Here is a 19,693-nt window from a genome sequence, read left to right as displayed (position 1 = left end):
CAAAAGCAACAGGACGCACGGGAATTGCAAATTGCAAATTGCAAATTGCAAATTGCAGATTTGCGTCTGCTGCCGTTGGCCTCCGGTAAAACCCGGCCCGTGATTCCTGAACCCTGAACCCTGAACCCTGAACCCTCCACTGTTCATGTCTCACCTCCCGCCACCTGTGGCGCATAGTGCGGACTCTGCGGATCGTCGGGATCGAGCGACGCCGACGCGGTGCTCGCGCGCCGTTGGACCACCGCGAACACCGAAGGGAGCACAAACAGCGTTGCCAGTGTTGCGGCCAACAAGCCACCGATGACCGCGCGTCCCAGGGCCGCGCTTTGTTCGCCGCCTTCGCCAAGTCCCAACGCCAGGGGCGCCATGCCCGCCGTCATCGCCATGCTGGTCATGAGAATCGGCCGCAAGCGGCTGGTTCCGCCGTAGATTCCCGCCCGTACCGCATCGCCTTCCGCGTGCCGACGCTCTTCGGCAAACGTGACCAGCAGAATGCCGTTGGCCATCGCGACGCCGACGGCCATGATCGCTCCGATGAACGATTGCAGGTTCAGAGTCGTGCCGGTCATGAAGAGCGCGACGGCGACGCCGGCCGCTACGGCCGGCGCGGTCGAGATCGTGATCGACGCCAGCCGCCATGACTGGTAATTGGCGGCCAGCAACAGAAACACGACCACCACGGCCAAAGCAAGACCGATCGCCAGGCCGCTCTGCATCTGTTGCATCGGCGGAATCTGACCGCGGACCTCGACCGCGGCACCCTTGGGCGGCTCGCCGGTGCGTTCCATGGCCTTGGAAACATGCTGGGCCACTCGTCCCAGGTCCTCGCCGTAGATATTGGCCAACAGGCTCACTTGCCGGCGCATATTGTAGCGATCGTACTCGCCGGGCATCGTTCCTTCTTTCACCTCGGCCACGTCGCGCAGCAAGAGCTGCTTCAGGCCGGTGCGGCGGTCTCCGTCAGGCTGAAAAGCCCGACCTACCGGCACGGTCCGCAGCTCGTCGACGGACTTCATGATCGCTTGTGGAATCTGCACTTGCACCTGGTAGCCGATGCCCGTCTTCGGATCGGGCCAGAAGTTGGGCACGACAAACCGCGACGAGGACGTGGCGGCCACCAGCGAGCGGGCCATCTCGGCGGCGGTCAGCTTGCTGATGCCGGCCTTCTCGCGGTCGAGATTGACGTTGATCGTCGGGTAGTCCAGCGATTGCGCGACGTGCAAGTCGCGCAGCGAGGGAATCTTTGCCAGCTCACGGTGCAGCTTCTCGCTGAAAGCGCGGCTCTCGGCCAGGTTGGGCCCGTTGACGGCCACCTCCACCGGAGTGGGCGACCCAAAGCTCATCACCTCGTTGACGATGTCCGCCGGCTCGAACGAAAGCTGCAATTCCGGCAGGCGGTCGTGCAGCGTTTTGCGCAACTGCTCTTTGAGCTGCTCCACCTTGATGCCGCTCGCATGCTTGAGCGCGATCCGCAAGATCGCCTCTTCGGGGCCGCGCGACCACTGAAAGACGGCGTTGATCGGATAACTCGACGGAATGCTTCCCACGTAGCCGAGCGTCAGCTCCACCTTGTCGGCGCCCACCGCCTCTTCGATCGTCTTCAAGACTTCCAAGGCGTATTGTTCGGTCCGCTCAAAGCGCGTGCCGTCGGGAGCGTGAAACCGCAAGCGGAACTCGCCGCGGTCGACGAACGGAAAAATCTCTCGGCCTAAACGCCCGCTGACGGTGTAGAGCGTCACGCCGGCCAGGGCCAGGTAGCCGATCACGAGCGGCACGCGATACGGCGCCAGACCCTCCAGGCCGCCCTGGTAAACACGCCGCAATCGGCCAAGAAAACCGGGTTCGAATTCACCCTCGTGCTGCGGCACGTGCCGCAAAAGCCACACCGACGCGACAGGCACAAACGTGCTCGACAGCAGGTACGAGGCGAGCATCGAAAAGCCGACGGCCAGCGACAGCGGCACGAACAACGCCCGTGCCGCGCCTTCCATGAAAAACGAAGGAATGAACACCGCCAGGACGCACAGCATCGCCAGCAATCGCGGCACCGCCGTCTGGGCGTTTCCCAAACGCACCGCCCGTGCGATGCCGGGCGTGTGGGCCATCTGGGTGTGAATGTTCTCCACCTCGACCGTCGCCTCGTCGACCAGAATGCCCACGGCCAACGCCAGTCCGCCGAGCGTCATCAGGTTGATGCCGTTGCCGGTCAGCCACAGCCCGATCACGGCGCCCATCAGCGCCAGCGGAATGTTCAGCACCACCACCAGCACGCTCCGCCAGTCGCGCAGAAACAACAGCACCATCAGCCCGGTCAGGAGGGCCCCCAACGCTCCCTCGGTCGCCAGACCCTGAATGGCGCGGGTGACGTAAGGCGTCTGGTCGAATTCGAAGCGAACTTGAATGTCGTCGGGCAACACCGCCTGCATCTTGGGGAGCGCCGCCTTGACGTTCTGCACGACGCTCAAGGTGGAAGCCTCGGCCCGCTTGGTGCAAAGCAGATAGATCGCGCGGCGGCCGTTCACCAGCGCGTAACTTATGGGGATGTCGGTGCCGTCGCGGACCGTGGCAAGATCGCGCAGATAAACGGCCGGCAGTTCGCCCAAGCGCAGCGGGATGCTTCCCAGGTCGTTGATGTCGCGCACGATCGAGTTCAAGGGCACGATCGGGTACTTGTCGCCCAGCGGCACGTTGCCCGACGGGCTGACGACATTGCCCGCCGATAGCGCCCGCACCACGTCGTCCGGCGACAGATGATAGGCCCGCAGCCGTTCAGGATCGACGTCGATCACGATCGTGCGTTGATTGCCGCCGAAGGGCGGCGGGGCCGAGACGCCCGGCAGGCTGGCGAACATCGGCCGCACGCGGAACAAGGCCAGATCCTGAATCTCGGCCAGCGACCGCGTCTCGCTGGAGAGCACCAGATAGCCCACGGGCACGCTGCCGGTATCGAACCGCATCACGAACGGCGACACGGTGCCGGGCGGCATAAAGGCCTGAGCGCGGTTCACGTAATTGATGGTTTCGGCCATGGCCTGGGCCATGTCCGTGCCGGGATGAAAGTCGAGCTTCATCAGGGCCATCCCTTGCACGTTGCGGCTTTCGACGTGATGGATGCCGCTGATATAGAGGAAATGGTATTCGTAGTAGTTCGTGATCAGCCCTTCCATCTGGGCGGGATCCATCCCGCCGTACGGCTGCGCGACGTAAATCACCGGCAGATTGAGGCGCGGAAAGACGTCGACGTCCATTTCCTTGACCGCCAGCCCGCAACCCAGCGCGATGCCTACGACCGCCACGATCACGGTGATCGGACGACGCAGAGCGAAGATGATCGGGTTCAAGTTCATGGGTTCAGCGGCAATTCCAGCATGATAACGGATGTGCGACCGCACAAGCGAGAGATCGGGTGGCCGGCGCTTGTGTCCCGGTTCGTATTGGCCGATGGCCTTAGCCCGGTCGGACGGCCTGTGACGACTTTACCGACGGCAACTAAGCGATGGCCTTGATCCACGACCACAAGCTCCGCCGTGGCGCAACCTATTTTGCCATCTCGGCAAGCTTCGTTGAGCTACCCTTTCTTGGCGCTGAGAAGAATATTTGCATTACCGCGAGATTACTATGACAACGACTCACAACACCGGGCTGACGTATACGGCGACGGTCCTGCCGCCGGTTCCCCTGCTGCCGCTGACGGGCGAAGGTCTGCCGACTGCCGAACGGATCCAGCAGGAGATCGCCCACGTACTGAAGAAAACGCTCAGCCCGGCGCTGGCACAGTGGGCCACCGAGTACGGCAAGGTGGGGCAGCGCAACATGTATCTCTGGAAGTGGTGCCACCAGGGGGTGATGGTCACCACGCTGCCCTGCGTGTTGCCCGAGTTGTTCGACGAAGTGTGCGACACCAAGGTGCTCGGCGTGGTGCTCGACGTTCTGTTGGACGACATCGCCGACCGCAAGGGCGACGACGCGCTGTTGGAACCGCTGCTGAACTTGTCGCTCGACGGCCCGCGTCCGAGCTTTGTCGGCTTTCCGGCGCAACAGCGCGCCTACGCCGAGTTCGCCGTGACCGTCTGGGATGAGATCGTGTCGCAGGCCAAGCGGTATCCGCTGTTCGACCGGTACGCCAAAGTGTTCGACTACGACTACCGGCAGCTCTTCAATGTGATGCGTTATTCGCACTTGGCGAACGAGAACATCGAGCTGCTGAACCTGGCGGAGCACGATCTCTATACGCCGCACAACATGCACATGATGATCTCCAGCACGCTCGATCTGATGTGCTCGCCGGGCTTCGATCGTTCGGAGTGGGGCCAGGTGCGCGACGCCGCATGGCACGCCCAGTGCATGGGCCGCATCGGCAATCTCACCACGACTTGGGAGCGCGAACTGGGCGACGCCGATTACTCCAGCGGCGTCTATGCCAGTGCGCTGGCCAGCGGCGAACTGACCGTCGCGCAGCTCCGTGCCGGCGATCGCGACGAAATCAAGCGGGCCATCGTCGACGGCGGTCACGAGGTGAAGTTCCTCAAACGCTGGCAGGAGCACCGGCGCTACTTGCTGTCGCGCGTGCCGCACATCCATTCCTTCGATCTCGGCAAGCTGGTTGACGGGCTGGAACGGCTGATTTGCTTGCACCTGGGGAGTCGCGGGTACAAGTGATTAGTGGTTAGTGGCTAGGGATGAGCCCCGAGCCCCGAGCCCCGAGCCCCGAGCCCCGAACCCTGAACCCTGAACCCTTTCAATGCTGCAACGCATCGCTGAAAAAATGCTGGCGCGGTTCGGCCCCCACTTCATCCTGGTGATGATGTGGGTCACGCGGGCCTGCGCGTCGATCGGCGGTTTGCTGCTGCTGTATTACGTCAATCTGTCGCTGGCGCTGCCCGACACCGTCCGTTACCACTTCGAGGTCGTCTCGCTGGTGCTGGTGGCGTTCGCCGTCACGGTCACCGTGGTTTTAGCGCTATGGGAAACGCGCCATTTGCGCGAAGTGATCCGCCGCATCCGGGCGGCCGTGCCCGTCGAGCGGCCGTTGGCGTTGGAGGCGGGGCGCGAGGCCGTGATCTTCGCGGGCCGGCACCATTCGTTCGAGTCGTGGGTCGTGCCTTTAACCACGCTCGTTCCACTCTTGATTTTCCTGCGCGTGGTCGACAACGCGTCGCTGACGGTGTTGATGAATGTGAGCCTGGCGGCCTTCATGGCGACCGTCATGGTGCTGATGTCGACGTACTTCCTGTTCGGCTCGTTCATGCGGCCGGTGATCGCCTATCTGCTCAACAATGGCATCGAGGTCGATTTCGATGCGATCCCGGTGAGCAAGCTGCGCGGACGCATGAACATTTCGTTCGCGCTAATCATCTTGACCACGGCCTTGATGATCGGCACGTTGGCCAATCAGCGCGCCACCGACCTGGTGAACCACCCGGAAACGCAAGCCGAGGCGGTGGCCAATTTGCAGCGGCACACCAGCTACATCACCGTGGCGGCCGTCGCCATCGGCCTGATTTTTTCGACCGTGCTGGCGCAATCGGTCGCCGTCCGCGTCCGCGCCCTGGTCGACTCGATGAAGCGCGTGCAAACGGGCGACCTCTCGGCGCGCCTGACTCCGACGGGCAACGACGAAATCGACATCGTCACCCGCCAGTTCAACGAAATGGTGAGCCAGCTCGACCGCAACGACCACACCATCCGCGATCTGAACGCCAATCTGGAAAAGAAGGTCAAGCAGCGCACCCGTCAGCTCTCCAAGAAAAAGCGCGAGCTGCAGGTTTCCTTTCGCCAGCTTCAAGAGCACGACCGGCTGAAGACGCAGTTCTTCTCCAACGTCAGCCACGAGCTGCGCACGCCCTTGACGATGATCCTGGCGCCCATCGAAGAGTTGCTGAACAAGCGCCAGCAGCAATTGCCCGGCGATGCCGGATATATGCTCGATGTGGCGCTCGTGAACGGCCGGCGGTTGCTGGGCCTGATCAACCGCCTGCTGGAGTTCTCGAAGCTCGAGGCCGGGCACGCTCAGGTCAACTTGTCGGCGGTGCAGCTTAACGACATGGTCAACGAGTTGGCCGCGTCGGCCCGCCCCTTGGCCGGTCAGCGACAGATCGAACTCAAGGTTGTCCTGGACGACAAGCTGCCCGACATCGGAGCCGACACCGACAAGTTGGATTCGGTGATTACCAATCTCCTGTCGAACGCGTTGAAGTTTACGCCGGCGGGCGGCACCGTCGAGGTCCGCACGGGCCGCGACGACTCGCGGGTTTACGTCTACGTCAAGGATTCGGGCATCGGCATTGCGCCCGACGACCATGGCCGCGTGTTCGACCGGTTTGTACAGCTCGACGGTTCGACCGCCCGCAAGTATTCCGGCACCGGTCTCGGTCTGTCGCTGGTGAAAGAAATCATTGAGTTGCACGGCGGAAAGATTCAAATCGACAGCGACGTGGGCCGAGGAGCGACGTTCTGGTTTTGGCTGCCGATCACCGAGCCTCCCACGGAGGTCGCGCGTCAGGTTTCGGCCATGGCGCGGTCGTGCCGCTTTGCCGACCTGGTGACCTGCGAAGCCAATGACGCGGCCCCCGTGGAGCAGGTGGCGGCCCCCGACGGTGCGCCGACGGTCCTCGTGGCCGACGATACGCCCGAAATGCGCGGATTGTTGCTCTCGGTGCTCCGCGATGAATACCACGTCGTGACGGCCGAAGACGGCGAGCAGGGAACGCAGCTCGCGCGGCAGATCCTGCCCGACATCATCCTTTCCGACGTGATGATGCCGGTCACCGACGGCTACGAATTCTGCCGCCGAATGAAAGACAATTCGGTCACGGCCCGAATTCCCTTCATTTTGCTCACGGCCAAGGCGGACCGCTCGATGAAGATCGAAGGACTCGACATCGGCGCCGACGACTATCTCGTCAAGCCGTTTGACGCGGAGGAATTGCGGGCCCGCGTCCGTTCGCTGCTGCGGCTGCGGGCCCTGGACCGCAAGCTCGACGAACGCAACACCGAACTGGAGCACACGCTGACGGCGCTGCAAAACACACAGACGCAGATGATGCAGATGGCGCATCTGGCCGGCATGACCGAGATCACCACCGGCGTGCTGCACAACGTCGGCAACGTGCTCAACAACGTCAACATCTCGACCACCGTGCTCGGCGAGCGGCTGCGGCAGCTTCGCGTCGACGGGCTGGGCAAGGTCGTCAAGCTCCTCGACGAGCACGCCGACGATCTGGAAACCTTCTTGGCCCGCGACCGCCGCGGAGCGCAGCTCAAGGACTACCTGGGCGGTCTGGCCAAGGCTTTGGCGGCCGACCAACAAGATTTGCTCTCGGAGCTCGGCTTCTTGACCGACAAGGTCGAGCACATCCGCAGCATCATCGTCGCCGAGCAAAACTACGCGAAGCGGGTGTCGTTCAAGGAACTTTGCGACCTCTCATCGCTCATCGAAGACGTACTGTTGATGCGCAGCCATTCGCTGCAGAAGAACCGCATCACCGTCGAACGCGACTTTCAGCCACTGCCGCAAATGGTGCTCGAACGGTCCAAGCTGCTGCAGGTCATCGAGAACCTGATCAAGAACGCCACCGAGTCGATCGTCAGCGCCGACGGCCCCCGGCGACTGATCGCCATTCGGATCGGCCGGGCCAATGACCGCGTGCGCTTGACGGTGACCGACACGGGACGGGGCATCGATCCGGAGCACGTCAACCGCATCTTCAATTTCGGTTTTACCACGAAGAAATCGGGCAACGGTTTCGGACTGCACTCGGCGGCCAACGCCATGGCGGAAATGGGGGGCAAAATCAGCGCACACAGCGATGGCTTGGGGCAGGGCGCCACGTTCATGCTCGAAATTCCGCTCATCACCGAGCTGGCCGACGACGACGACACATCAGGCGTGGTTGAAGAATCTGAGGCGTCCCTGGCAACTGTTTAAGGCACCTAAGAAACATGAAGGCGATGAATACCAAGCCCAAACCGACCGCTGCTACGCGGCGGCTGTTGATCATCGACGACAACAAGGACATCCACACCGACTTCCGCAAGGTGTTCGACGGATTGCGGGGTGTGGCTTCCCATTCGGAAATCGACGCGCTGGAGGCGGATCTCTTCGGCGGCGAAAGCCAGACGACGACCGCGGCCGACATCAACGGACTGCTCGATATCGAGATTCACTCCGCCTATCAGGGCGAAGACGGCGTGAGAATGGCCGTCGAGGCGGCCCGCCGCGGTCAGCCCTACTATATGGCGTTCGTCGACGTCCGCATGCCGCCGGGCATCGACGGCGTGCAGACCATCAAGGCCCTCTGGAAAGAGCTGCCGGACATGCAGTGCGTGATCTGCACGGCCTACTCCGATTACGATTGGAGCCAGATTTCCTCCGAGCTCGGTCATACCAGCAACCTGCTGATCCTGAAAAAGCCGTTCGACGCCGTGGAAGTGCTGCAATTGGCGCGGTCGCTGGCGGAAAAGGCCGACCTGGCCGCTTCGGCCCAGCAGTATGTTGAGACACTGCGGGGACAGCTCGATCAGATCACGGCCAAAGAGAACGAGCTGGAACGCTACAATCAGGAGCTGCTGGCCACAAAAGCGCGATTGGAACAGCAGGCCGCCGAACTGGCCGAGCAATCGCAACAACTGGAACAGGCGCGCGAAGCGGCCGTGGCGGCCAGCCGCGCGAAAAGCGATTTCCTGGCCAACATGTCGCACGAGCTGCGCACGCCGCTCAACGGCGTGATCGGCATGGGACAGCTCTTGCAGGACACCGAATTGACGCCACAGCAGCGGCGCTATATCGACGCCGCCCGGCTCTCGGCCAAGGTCCTGTTGCAGCTCATCAACGACGTGCTTGACTTCTCGAAGATCGAAGCCGGACGCCTCGACCTGGAATGGATCGACTTCGAACCGGGAGCGATCGTCGAACGGGCCATGTCGATGGTCAGCGACCTGGCCTGCCAAAAGGGCCTGGAGGTACTGTGCTATATCGATCCGCGGCTGCCGAAATTGGTGCATGGCGACCCCGGACGCTGGCAGCAGATTCTGGTCAACCTGCTGACCAACGCCGTGAAGTTCACCTCGACCGGGCACGTCAGCCTGGACGTCGAGGTCGATCGGACCGAGGATGGTGAGATCGTGGTGCGGAGCATGGTGCGCGACACTGGAATCGGCATTCCGCCGGAACGCCTGCACCTGTTGTTTCAATCGTTCTCGCAAGTCGATTCCTCGACGACTCGCAAGTTCGGCGGCACCGGTTTGGGACTGTCGATCTGCAAGAAGCTCACCGAATTGATGGGCGGCGAGATCGGCGTCGACAGCGAACCGGGGAAAGGGTCGGCGTTCTGGTTCACGGTCTGCATGAAGAAAGCGGCCGACACCGAACAGCAATTCGTCCAGCCCGCCGACTGGGACAACTTGCGCCTGCTGCTCGTCGGCGACAACGCCGCCGTGCTGGCGGCGATTCATCGGCAGTTGTCGGCCTGGCGAATCCACAGCGATACCGTCACCAACGGCACCTCCGCACTTACGCAGCTTGGCACCGCGGCCGTCAGCGGTAACCCGTATCAGATTGCCATCGTCGACTCGGCCCTTCGCGATCCGGACGGCCGCGAGCTGGCCGACCGGATTGCTCGTAGTGCGACGCTCGGCGCCACGGTGATCCTGCTTGTCACGGCCCTGAGCGACGAGGGCGAAGAGGCGACCGACGGTGGGCCGGTGGCGGTGCATCGCCTCAGCAAACCGATCACCGCGTCACGGCTGTTCGATGCCATGATCTCCGCATTACAGCCGAACCTACAAACAGACGAAGTGGAAACCCCCGTCCGAAACAGCGGCAAGACACGGCAGGCGGCCGGCCCGAAAGACGCCAAGCTACTCCTGGTCGAAGACAACGAGATCAATCAACAAGTGGCGGTGGAGTTGCTGCGGGCAGGCGGCTATCGCTGCGAAGTGCGGTCCAACGGCCGGCAGGCCGTGGAAGCCGTCAGGGCCGCCGACTACAACCTTGTGCTGATGGACTGCCAAATGCCGGAAATGGACGGCTATGAGGCGACCGGCGCCATTCGACAATGGGAGGCCCGCGAAAACCGTCCGCCCCTGCCGATCATTGCCCTGACCGCCAATGCATTGGCCGGCGACAAGCAAAAGTGCCTCGACGCCGGCATGACGGATTATCTGAAGAAACCGCTCAACCGCAGGGAATTGATTGCCACCGTCGAAAAGCATCTCGCCCGTGCCGCGGAGCTTTTAGGAGCATCCGTAGGGTGGGACCAGCGAGCTTGCGAGCGCCGGCCCGCCATTGGCGACGTCGATCATGGTGGGCCGGCGCTCGAAAGCTCGCTGGTCCCACCCTACACTCCGGCGCCGGTCGAGGAGGTCCCGCCGCCCTTGGATTTCGATTCGCTTTCCGAGCGGTTCATGGGCGACTGGGATTTCGTGCAAGTCATTCTCGACAAGTTTCAGCAGCAGGTGGGTGTCGATCTCGTTCAATTGGAGCAGAGCTTGATCGAGCGCAATGCCCAACAGACGGCCTCGCTCGCGCACCGCATCAAGGGATCCGCGGCCAACGTGTCGGCCGTCGAGATCAGCCGTCTGGCCGCCGAGTTGGAAGCCATGGGGCGGGCCGCCGAACTTGATGACGCCGGCGGCCACCTGGGCCGTATCAAAGCCGAGTGCCAGCGGCTCGACCAGTTTGTTCAACGTGACTTATCCGTCGTGGCAGCCAGTTTCGCCCAGACGGAAAAGTCGTAACACTTACCACCGACTGTTTTCTTAATCAGGAAACCGACCCATGAAATCGAACGGTCCGCGGATTCTCATCGTAGACGATGATGAGGTCTCGCTCGAAATCTCGCGGCGCACCATCGAGCGGGCAGGTTACTCGGTCGAAGTCGCCCGTGACGGCAAAGAGGCGTTTGAAATCCTGCGTCGGGGAACCTGTCGCCTGGTGATCACCGATTGGGAAATGCCCGTGCTCGACGGCATCGAACTCTGCCGTCAGATCCGCGCCGGAGATTTTAGCGGCTATGTCTACGTGATCCTTCTCACCTCGCGCGGAGCGACCAAGGACATCGTGACCGGTCTCACTGCCGGGGCCGACGATTTCATGACCAAGCCGTTCGATCCGGCCGAGCTGAGAGTGCGGGTCCGCACCGGCACCCGGATTCTCGGCATGGAGACGCGCGACTTGGCGATCTTTGCGATGGCCAAACTGGCCGAGTCGCGCGACACGGACACGGGCGCCCATTTGGAACGGATCCGCGGTTATTCCCGCGTGCTGGCCAGATACTTGTCGCAGCAACCTAAGTTTGCCGACGAAATCGACGCAGACTTCGTTCGCATGATCTATCTGACGAGTCCCCTGCACGACATCGGCAAAGTCGGCATTCCCGACTCGGTGCTGCTGAAACCCGCGCGGCTCAGCGACCGCGAGTTCGATCTGATGAAGCAGCACACGCTGATCGGTGCGGGCACGCTCGATGCCGCGCTCGAACAGCATCCGGAGGCCGAGTTTCTGCGAATGGGGCGCGATATCGCTTTGACGCACCACGAACGCTGGGACGGGTCCGGATATCCGCAAGGTCTCTCCGGTCGGAACATCCCCCTCTGCGGCCGCATCGTCGCCTTGGCCGACGTCTACGACGCGCTGAGCAGCAAACGTGTTTACAAAGACGCCTTCGCACACGACGTGGTGCGTTCGATCATCGTCGCCGAGTCGGGCAGCCACTTCGATCCAGACGTGGTGCAGGCGTTTTTGGCGACCGAAGACGAATTCCTTGCCGTCCTCCGGCAGTTCTCCGGCAAGTCGGCCGAACAACCCTCGCCGACCGCCGCGGCCCTCGTTACGCCCGTGGGCCTGTTGCCATCGGCCACACCAGCCGTACCTCTGACCCCCGTGAGCGCATCATGAAAGTATTGTTGGCCAATCCGCACGGCTTTTGTGCGGGCGTCGTGATGGTCGTGAAAGCGCTGGAGCGCGCGCTCGAGGTGCTGGGCGCTCCGCTCTACGTCTACCACGAAATCGTCCACAACAAGCATGTGGTCGACCGCTTTCGCGGCTTGGGCGTGGTGTTCGTCGATTCGATCGGCGACGTGCCGGAAGGCTCGAATCTGCTCTACAGCGCTCATGGCGTTTCGCCGCAGGTGCGCCAAGAGGCCCGCGCGCGGAAGCTGAAGACGATCGACGCCACGTGTCCGCTGGTCACGAAGGTCCACATCGAGGCCGCGCGGTTTGCCCGGCAGGGCTACACCATTTTCCTGATCGGTCACGAAGGGCACGACGAAGTGATTGGCACGATGGGCGAGGCGCCCGAACAGATTATCCTGATTGAGACGCCTGATGAAGTCGACCGCGTGACGGTGACCGATCCGCAGCGGGTCGCCTATTTGACTCAAACGACGCTCAGCGTCGACGACGCCAATCGGGTCATCGCGGCATTGCGTCGCAGCTTTCCGGCCATCGTCGGCCCGCCGAAAGAGGACATCTGCTACGCCACCCAAAACCGGCAAGAGGCCGTGCGCGAGCTGGCCCGCGAAGCCGACCTGGTGCTGGTCGTCGGCAGCCGCAACAGCTCCAACTCGCTTCGCCTGGCCGAAGTCGCCGAACAGTTTGCCAACGCCTACCTCATCGACGACGTCAGCGACATCAATCCCGATTGGTTCGGCGGCGCGGAAACGGTCGTGCTCACGGCCGGCGCCAGCGCACCGGAGGAACTGGTGTTGGAGTGCCTGGACTGGCTGCAGAACGAGTTTCACGCCGAGGTCGAACGCCGCATGGTGCGTGAAGAAGATGTCGTGTTTCCATTGCCTAGAGCGTTGAGGTGATTTTGGATTTTGGATTGGAGCCTGCGAGGCGTCTCGTAATTCGCAAGCTCGCTGGTCCCACCTTACATCAGTCGGCGAGTCGGGCGCAGCAGCGCATTAGTGTTAACAGCAACCTCGGGCCGAGCCACCGCAAGCCAAAATCCAAAATCCAAAATCCAAAATCCAAAATCCAAAATCAGCCCCGGAGCCAATCATGACCCTTCCCCGCAACCCCACTCGTCCCGTCCGCATCGGTTCGGTGATCATCGGCGATAACCGCCCGGTGGCCGTGCAAAGCATGACGGCCACGCACACTCAGGACATCGACGCCACCGTGGCCCAGGTCAATGCGCTGGCCGAGGCCGGGGCCGACGTGGTCCGCATCGCCGTCGACAGCACCAAAGACGCCGAGGCGCTGGCCGAAATCCGCAAGCAGACCGACGCCAATCTCTCGGTCGATCTGCAAGAGAACTACCGGCTGGCGACGCTGGTGGCCCCGCACGTCAACAAGGTCCGCTACAACCCCGGCCACCTTTATCACCACGAGCGCAGCAAGCCGTGGCAGGAAAAGGTCCGCTTCCTCGCCGGGCTGGCCGCCGACAACGACTGCGCCATTCGCGTGGGCGTCAACTGCGGCTCGGTCGATCCGGCCAAACGCGAGAAGTACGCGGCCGACGACTCGATCACCCCCATGCTCGAAAGCGCCCTGGAGCATTGCGAGCTTCTCGATGCGATCGGCTTCACTCGCTACTGCGTGTCGCTGAAAGATTCCGACCCCAAGAAGGTGGTGGAGGTCAACCGCCGTTTCGCCGATGAGCGGCCCGACGTGCCGTTGCACCTGGGCGTCACCGAGGCGGGCATTCCGCCCGACGGCATCATCAAAACCCGCATCGCCTTCGAACAGCTCATCAGCCGCGGCATCGGCGACACGATTCGCGTTTCCCTCACGGTGCCCAATCCGCGCAAGAGTGAGGAGATCGCCGCCGGCCGGCAGATTTTGGCCGACATCGCCGCCGGTCGGGTGCGCAGCGTCGTCGATTATGGTCTCTCGACATTGAACATCATCAGTTGCCCGAGTTGTTCGCGCGTCGAGAACGAGGCCTTCGTCGAGCTGGCACAACAGGTGAAGGAGATGACCGCCTATGCACGCGAGCACGCCCTCACGATCGCCGTGATGGGCTGCCGCGTGAATGGGCCAGGCGAGACCGACGACGCCGACCTGGGCCTGTGGTGCGGGCCGAACCACGTAAACCTCAAGCGCCGCAGCGAGGAGCTCGGCTCCTTCCCCTACGACGCCATTTTGCCGCGGCTCAAGCAAGAACTCGATGCGTTGATTGAAGCCCGCAGCGCGGTGTTGGTGTAGATGAGGGGTGAGGGATGAGGGATGAGGGATGAGGGATGAGGGATGAGGGATGAGGGATGAGGGATGAGGGATGAGGGATGTTGCGCTTTGGATGGACTGCGTAAGGTGGGGCCAGCGAGATTGCGAGCGCTGGCCCACCGATTGCCGCGCTGCGCCTGTTGGAACGACTGACCCGTTCACGGTGGGCCGGCGATCGCAAGCTCGCTGGCCCCACCTTACGCCCAACGCCTGGCACCTGACGCCTGATGCCCCAACGCCTGACGCCTGACGCCTCAAAACATGGTGGGCCGGCGGTCGCAAGCTCGCTGGTCCCACCCTACACGAATAATTCGCACCAGAAAGACATGCACACCCTACTTCCCAACATCCGTTCGCCGCTTCAACTACGCGATCTCGACTTCGACGAGCTGGAACGGCTGGCCGAGGAAATCCGCGTGGAGTTGCGGTCGATCTGCAAGCTGCGCAGCGCCCATTTTGGCTCGAATCTGGGCGTGGTTGAGCTATGCCTGGCGCTGCACCGCGTGTATGACTTTTCGCAAGACCGGATCATTTGGGACACGGGCCACCAGATCTATCCGCACAAGCTGATCACCGGCCGCTATCCGCAGATTCAGACCATCCGCACCAAGGGCGGACTGATGGGCTTTCCCAACCCCAAGGAAAGCCCTTACGACCTGTTCGTCACCGGCCATGCCGGCTGCAGCGTCTCGTGCGCGATGGGACTCAAGGCGGCCGACGACCTGCTCGATCGCGAAGAGCGCCGCTCGGTGGCCGTGATCGGCGACGGCGCGCTGCCCAGCGGCATCGTGTTCGAGGCCTTGAACAACGCCGGCGCGATGCGCAAAAACCTGCTCGTGGTGCTCAACGACAATCGCATGTCGATTTGTCCGCGCGTCGGCTCCGTGGCGCGGTATCTCGACAAGACCCCCCAGGTCGAGTACCCGATCGGCCTGCGGCGGAAAAAACGCGATCCTCACGCCGATCCCGCCGAGTTCGCCAACAAGCCGCGGGGGCCGAAGCCCTACGGCAGTCTGTTCGAGGACTTCGGCTTCCGCTACATCGGCCCGATCAACGGCCACGACCTGAAAATGCTGGTGCAAGTTCTCGATGACCTGAAGCCGGCCGGCGGGCCGATCTTGCTCCACGTGCAGACCGAGAAGGGACACGGCTTCGAGCCCGCGGTGAAAGACCCGGTGAAGTTCCACGCCCCCTCCCGGTTCGACTGGGACGGCGAAGAGATCGTGCCGCTGGCCACGTCCGCACCGCCTGCCTACACCAACGTGGCCAGCGAAGCGATCCAAGCGGCCATGCAGCGTAATTCGAACGTGGTCACCGTCGTGGCGGCGATGTGCGAAGGGAACAAGCTACAGAAAGTCCGGGCACAGATGCCCGGCCGGTTCTTCGACTGCGGCATCTGCGAGTCGCACGCCGTGGCCTTTGCGGCGGGCATGGCCAAGAGCGGCGCGCGGCCGATTGTGGCCATCTACTCGACGTTCATGCAGCGGGCCTACGACCAGCTCTATCAGGAGCTTTCGCTGCAAAACCTGCCGGTGACGCTCTGTCTGGACCGCGCGGGTCTGGCCGGACCGGACGGTCCGACGCACCACGGCGTGTTCGACCTGGCCTACATCCGGTCGCTGCCGAACTTCACGATCATGGCGCCGGGCGACGCGGCCGATCTTCCGTTGATGCTCGACTTGGCGTTGACCTTGCCCGGCCCCGCGTCGCTCCGCTATCCCAAAGCCGATGCCGAGCGAGTCGCGCGCAACGTCACTCCGGTGGAAGTCGGTCGCGCCGAAGTGATCCGCTGGGGTGACGACGGCATGCTCATCGCTTGCGGCGCCTTGCTCGGCTCATGTGTAGCCGCGGCCGAGCGCCTGCGGGCGGATGGCTTGGACGTGGGCGTGATCAATGCCCGCTTCGTCAAGCCGCTCGACCGCGACACGATCTTGGCTGCCTTGCGCCGCGCGTCGTTCGTACTGACCATGGAAGAAGGGACGCTCGAAGGCGGCTTTGGCAGTGCGGTGCTCGAAACCGCGAATGCGGCGGGCGTGGATGCCCGGCACGTGATGAGGCTGGGCATTCCCGACCGTTACATCGAGCACGGCGAGCGCGAGGAGCTGCTGTCGGATCTCGGCTTGACGGTCGATGGACTGTGCCAAAAAACGCTGTCTTGGGCGGAGCAGTGCGGTATTTGGCATCGCGATACGGTGCGCATCAGCACCGCCCACGACCGGCGGCCGGCGATGCCGCTAACGGCGTTGGAGATGGCGCCGGCTGCGGGCGGCCTCGTGCCGTCGTAGTGGAATTCGTGAGAATTCTGGCAATGTCGGCGATCATCCACCGCGCCTCCGGCCGGGCGGATGCCGGCCAGAACGCTTTTGCCGCCCATCGACCGGCAGGAGGTCTGGGCGGCGGGAGTCACGTACATTCGCAGCCGGACGGCGCGGATGGAAGAATCGACCAGCGCCGCGGCCTGTTACGACAAGGTTTACGACGCGCCGCGGCCGGAGTTGTTTTTCAAGGCCATGCCGTACCGTGTGGTCGGGCCGGATAAACCGGTGCGCATCCGGCTCGACGCGGCCTGGAACGTGCCGGAGCCGGAACTGGCCCTGGTGCTCAATTCGCGGATGATGTTGGCCGGCTTCACCATCGGCAACGACGTGAGCTCGCGCGTCATCGAAGGCGAAAACCCGCTCTATCTGCCGCAAGCCAAGGTCTACGATCAATCGTGTTCGCTAGGGCCTTGCATCACCTTGGCCCAGGCCATGCCGGAGCCGGCCGACATCGGAATTCACTTGGCCGTGCTTCGCCGGCACGCGATTGTGTTCGAGGGGCGGACCAACGCGGGGCAGATGCGCCGCACATTTCGCGACCTGATCGACTATCTCGGTCGCGACAACACGTTTCGCTATGGTGCGATCTTGCTGACGGGGACGGGCATCGTGCCCGACGACGATTTCCGCCTCAAGGCGGGCGACATCGTCAACATCACCATCGACGGCATTGGCACGCTGGTGAATTCGGTGGTGCAGGGGTGAGTCGTAGCCAAGCCACCGGACTCCCGCCGAGCCGGGCAGCTACGGCGAAGGGTACCGTCGTCGACGGTTGTCAGTCATCGCCATGCGGACGGGGATGGCCGTCATCCACCGCACCGGGGCCGGCCGAACCGACATTCCCCGAATTGATATTCCCCGAATTGACGTTGCCCGAATTGATATTGCCCGAATTGATATTGATAGAACCAATATTTATATTTATCGAACCGATGTTGACAGAGCCTGGATTCGCGGAACCGAGATCTCCTGGACCCACACCATTCAGACCGGACTGATGTTCGTCATTGTTAAACGACTCGTCGGAAGCGACGAATCCCGCGATGATGTCTTCGTTGTACATGCCGTCACGAAACCGGTTCACCCACCCGGCTACTTCCCCGTCAGACGCTTGCCGCCCGAGGAAAAGCTGATAGTCGTTGCGAATGATGATTGCCTCGCGCTCCGCGCTGCTGGCGAAGCCGAATGCCGCCAGCGAGCGCGGCATGCCGGCATCGAGGAAATTGACCCAGGCGACTTCGCCCGGCGAATCGGGCGACCGCCCCAGCAGGTCAAAGTACATGCGGTCGACCCAGTCCCGGTTGGTGCCGCCGGCATGATCGAAGAACTCCGGTGTGCCGATGAATTGGGCCTCCAACTGCTCGTCGGTCATCCCCTGTTGCATGAGGCCGTTCCAGAAAGCCAGGCCCGTGGCGTCGGGAGCACGGCCAAGGAATTGCGTATAGTCGTCGGTGATGACGCTGCTGTAGTACTCGACGCTATGGGTCAGCGTTTCGGTGAACGCAAGCCTGGTCATCGCTCCGCCCTGCAAGGAGGTGGAAAAGAAGGTCAGCGAAGCCTGGTCTACTTCGCGCACAAGGACCTGTTGGAACGCGGTGGCGACGAACATGCTCGTTGGAGAAACGCCGCTGGCGTCGAGCGGCAATCGCCGTTCTAGTGGTTGCACGGAGAGCGGACGGCACGGCTTGGACGGACCACCACGACGTTGACTTCGCTTTGCCCTGGATTGCCTGGACGGCTTCGCGAACGCTGCCATGATTGAAGACCTCAGCTAAAGTGGGCCGCCGATTATCGGGCTGGCGGGCTTACCTGACGCCCCAGCACGCCGGGCGTAGCACCTAGACTAACCAGGCTATTCTTCCCAGTCAACACAGTTTAGCTATTTTTCCAGACCTCGCCCCCCCCGACGTTTTTCTGCCTGGGCTGGCTGTAGCGGATCGCGAGGGGACGCAAGATATCCGTTTTGCTCAGTTGCAAAAACGACGAGTGCTCACCGGCGTGCTGGTCGACAAATGTCCTGATCTTTTGCACTTCTCCGAAGTCGAGCTCCGCGCGGCCCACGGCATGCGCAGGTATCGTAGGACCCCTGCCGCGACCGTGCAACGGCGGGCCCATGTCAAGAACTGCGACTGCTTGCGCCTCGTGCGTCGCGTCCGATTCAGATTCAGCGAGCCCGGTGTGAACGATAAAGTGGGGCTGAATTCCGTCGGCGCCCACTACGTCGAATTCTCTGAGAGAGACGCTTGATCCCCCGACGCGAAAACTTGGCATGCGCCGCCCCTTCAGGTCAGACTTCAACCTGCTCGTTCGTTCGCAATGCCGCGAGCCATGCGGCAGCGTCCGGACTTTTGTTGCTCCACCGGTCATGTAAACGATTGAGGTTGTCGGCGACGATCTCGGTGAACCAGCGATAGGGACTCGTGACGGCCGTGTGCAATGCTTGCGCTGCGAATTCACTCCGCATCGCGACGATTGCCTGTATGGATAGCGACGCAACGGCCGAATGCTTGTCGCGCATAAGCAACCGTGGGTTCGCGTAAGCTTGGGCCATGTCCCAAAGCGGTATTGCCAACTCTGGATGAGGATCGGGCACAGCCGGCGGATGAACCTCAAAGTTGTGATAGATCATCTTCGCAACCTCGATCTCGAGTTCGATCGGCAAAACCGATTTATGTCCGGACTCGAGCAATACGGCGAGCTCCCCCATCCGCTCCATTGGCATCATCGCCATGTACTTCCGGATTGCCGATCCCACCGCAGCCAGCCTAGCCAGTTTGTTACTGTCGCGATTGCGGAGAATGTATTGCCAAAGCAGCGGCAATAGCCTTATGCGCTGCACGGCGTCGAACCGCGTCAATTCAATTACACAAATCAAACGAGCCGGGGCGTCTCCGCCCAACGACGCCAGCCGAGTTATCAAATCGTCGGGCACGACTAGTTCGACAGATGTGTCGTCTTCGGCACGGTTCATCGACGGGACCAATTGCGTTTCACGTATCGCGATCGAGCAACACCCCTCCAGTCTTCAAGCGGATCGCCAAGCGGTTGAAGGTTTCCTCATCGACCCTTAGTTCAAGTTTCGCGGTTTTCGCGAGGCAGTTTCGGTCAAATTGAAATCGGCCTCCATGCCAAAAACGGGTAAACCTGTGGTGCATCAAACATCCCAGGCAACCCGCGGCAAGGAGGCCGAACATGCAAGTTACTT

The 19,693-nt window shown here is 62.4% G+C and carries 13 protein-coding genes; 8 read left to right on the top strand and 5 right to left on the bottom strand.

Translation table 11 applies throughout. The features are described from left to right. Positions 1-143 precede the first annotated feature (143 nt). On the bottom strand, positions 144-3,347 hold the full coding sequence (locus VNH11_31275; protein HVA50867.1) for an efflux RND transporter permease subunit: 3,204 nt from the start codon (positions 3,345-3,347) through the stop codon (positions 144-146). A gap of 271 nt (positions 3,348-3,618) precedes the next feature. Here VNH11_31275 and VNH11_31270 point away from each other — a divergent pair, with 271 nt between their 5' ends. From VNH11_31270 to VNH11_31235, 8 genes are all read left to right on the top strand, one after another. Then, positions 3,619-4,659 (top strand): hypothetical protein, encoded by a 1,041-nt coding sequence (locus tag VNH11_31270; protein ID HVA50866.1) that lies wholly within the window; start codon positions 3,619-3,621, stop codon positions 4,657-4,659. A gap of 82 nt (positions 4,660-4,741) precedes the next feature. Next, on the top strand, positions 4,742-7,927 hold the full coding sequence (locus VNH11_31265) for an ATP-binding protein (protein HVA50865.1): 3,186 nt from the start codon (positions 4,742-4,744) through the stop codon (positions 7,925-7,927). A 23-nt stretch (positions 7,928-7,950) separates the two neighbouring features. Next, on the top strand, positions 7,951-10,737 hold the full coding sequence (locus VNH11_31260) for a response regulator (protein ID HVA50864.1): 2,787 nt from the start codon (positions 7,951-7,953) through the stop codon (positions 10,735-10,737). Positions 10,738-10,777: 40 nt separating this feature from the next. Next, a complete protein-coding gene (locus VNH11_31255; protein ID HVA50863.1) occupies positions 10,778-11,896 on the top strand; it encodes a response regulator in 1,119 nt (372 codons plus the stop codon). After that, positions 11,893-12,810: a 4-hydroxy-3-methylbut-2-enyl diphosphate reductase gene (gene ispH, locus VNH11_31250; protein ID HVA50862.1), complete on the top strand. Its 918-nt coding sequence runs from the start codon at positions 11,893-11,895 to the stop codon at positions 12,808-12,810. Before VNH11_31255 ends, ispH begins: the two co-directional genes overlap by 4 nt. Positions 12,811-13,003: 193 nt before the next feature. Beyond that, positions 13,004-14,152 (top strand): (E)-4-hydroxy-3-methylbut-2-enyl-diphosphate synthase, encoded by a 1,149-nt coding sequence (gene ispG / locus VNH11_31245; GenBank protein HVA50861.1) that lies wholly within the window; start codon positions 13,004-13,006, stop codon positions 14,150-14,152. Between the two features lie 245 nt (positions 14,153-14,397). Next, positions 14,398-16,455 (top strand): 1-deoxy-D-xylulose-5-phosphate synthase, encoded by a 2,058-nt coding sequence (dxs, locus tag VNH11_31240; GenBank protein ID HVA50860.1) that lies wholly within the window; start codon positions 14,398-14,400, stop codon positions 16,453-16,455. A 60-nt stretch (positions 16,456-16,515) separates the two neighbouring features. Continuing rightward, positions 16,516-17,193 (top strand): fumarylacetoacetate hydrolase family protein, encoded by a 678-nt coding sequence (locus VNH11_31235; GenBank protein ID HVA50859.1) that lies wholly within the window; start codon positions 16,516-16,518, stop codon positions 17,191-17,193. A 70-nt stretch (positions 17,194-17,263) separates the two neighbouring features. Here VNH11_31235 and VNH11_31230 read toward each other — a convergent pair whose 3' ends face one another. The 4 genes from VNH11_31230 to VNH11_31215 all read right to left on the bottom strand — a co-directional run. Further along, complete coding sequence (locus VNH11_31230; GenBank protein HVA50858.1) at positions 17,264-18,133, bottom strand: DUF4214 domain-containing protein; 870 nt, start codon at positions 18,131-18,133, stop codon at positions 17,264-17,266. Positions 18,134-18,363: 230 nt separating this feature from the next. Continuing rightward, the gene (locus VNH11_31225) at positions 18,364-18,786 is read right to left on the bottom strand and encodes a hypothetical protein (protein HVA50857.1); all 423 of its coding nucleotides are present in this window, start codon (positions 18,784-18,786) and stop codon (positions 18,364-18,366) included. Then, positions 18,776-19,459, bottom strand: coding sequence for a hypothetical protein (locus VNH11_31220; GenBank protein HVA50856.1), 684 nt, complete (start codon positions 19,457-19,459; stop codon positions 18,776-18,778). Before VNH11_31220 ends, VNH11_31225 begins: the two co-directional genes overlap by 11 nt. A 19-nt stretch (positions 19,460-19,478) precedes the next feature. Next, on the bottom strand, positions 19,479-19,693 hold a 215-nt coding region (locus VNH11_31215), incomplete at its 5' end, for a hypothetical protein (GenBank protein HVA50855.1).

It is taken from the genome of Pirellulales bacterium, from assembly GCA_035533075.1.
In the GTDB taxonomy this organism is placed as follows: domain Bacteria; phylum Planctomycetota; class Planctomycetia; order Pirellulales; family JAICIG01; genus DASSFG01.
Note: the sequence above shows the minus strand (reverse complement) of the source record. Positions and strands in the feature narration are given on the sequence as shown.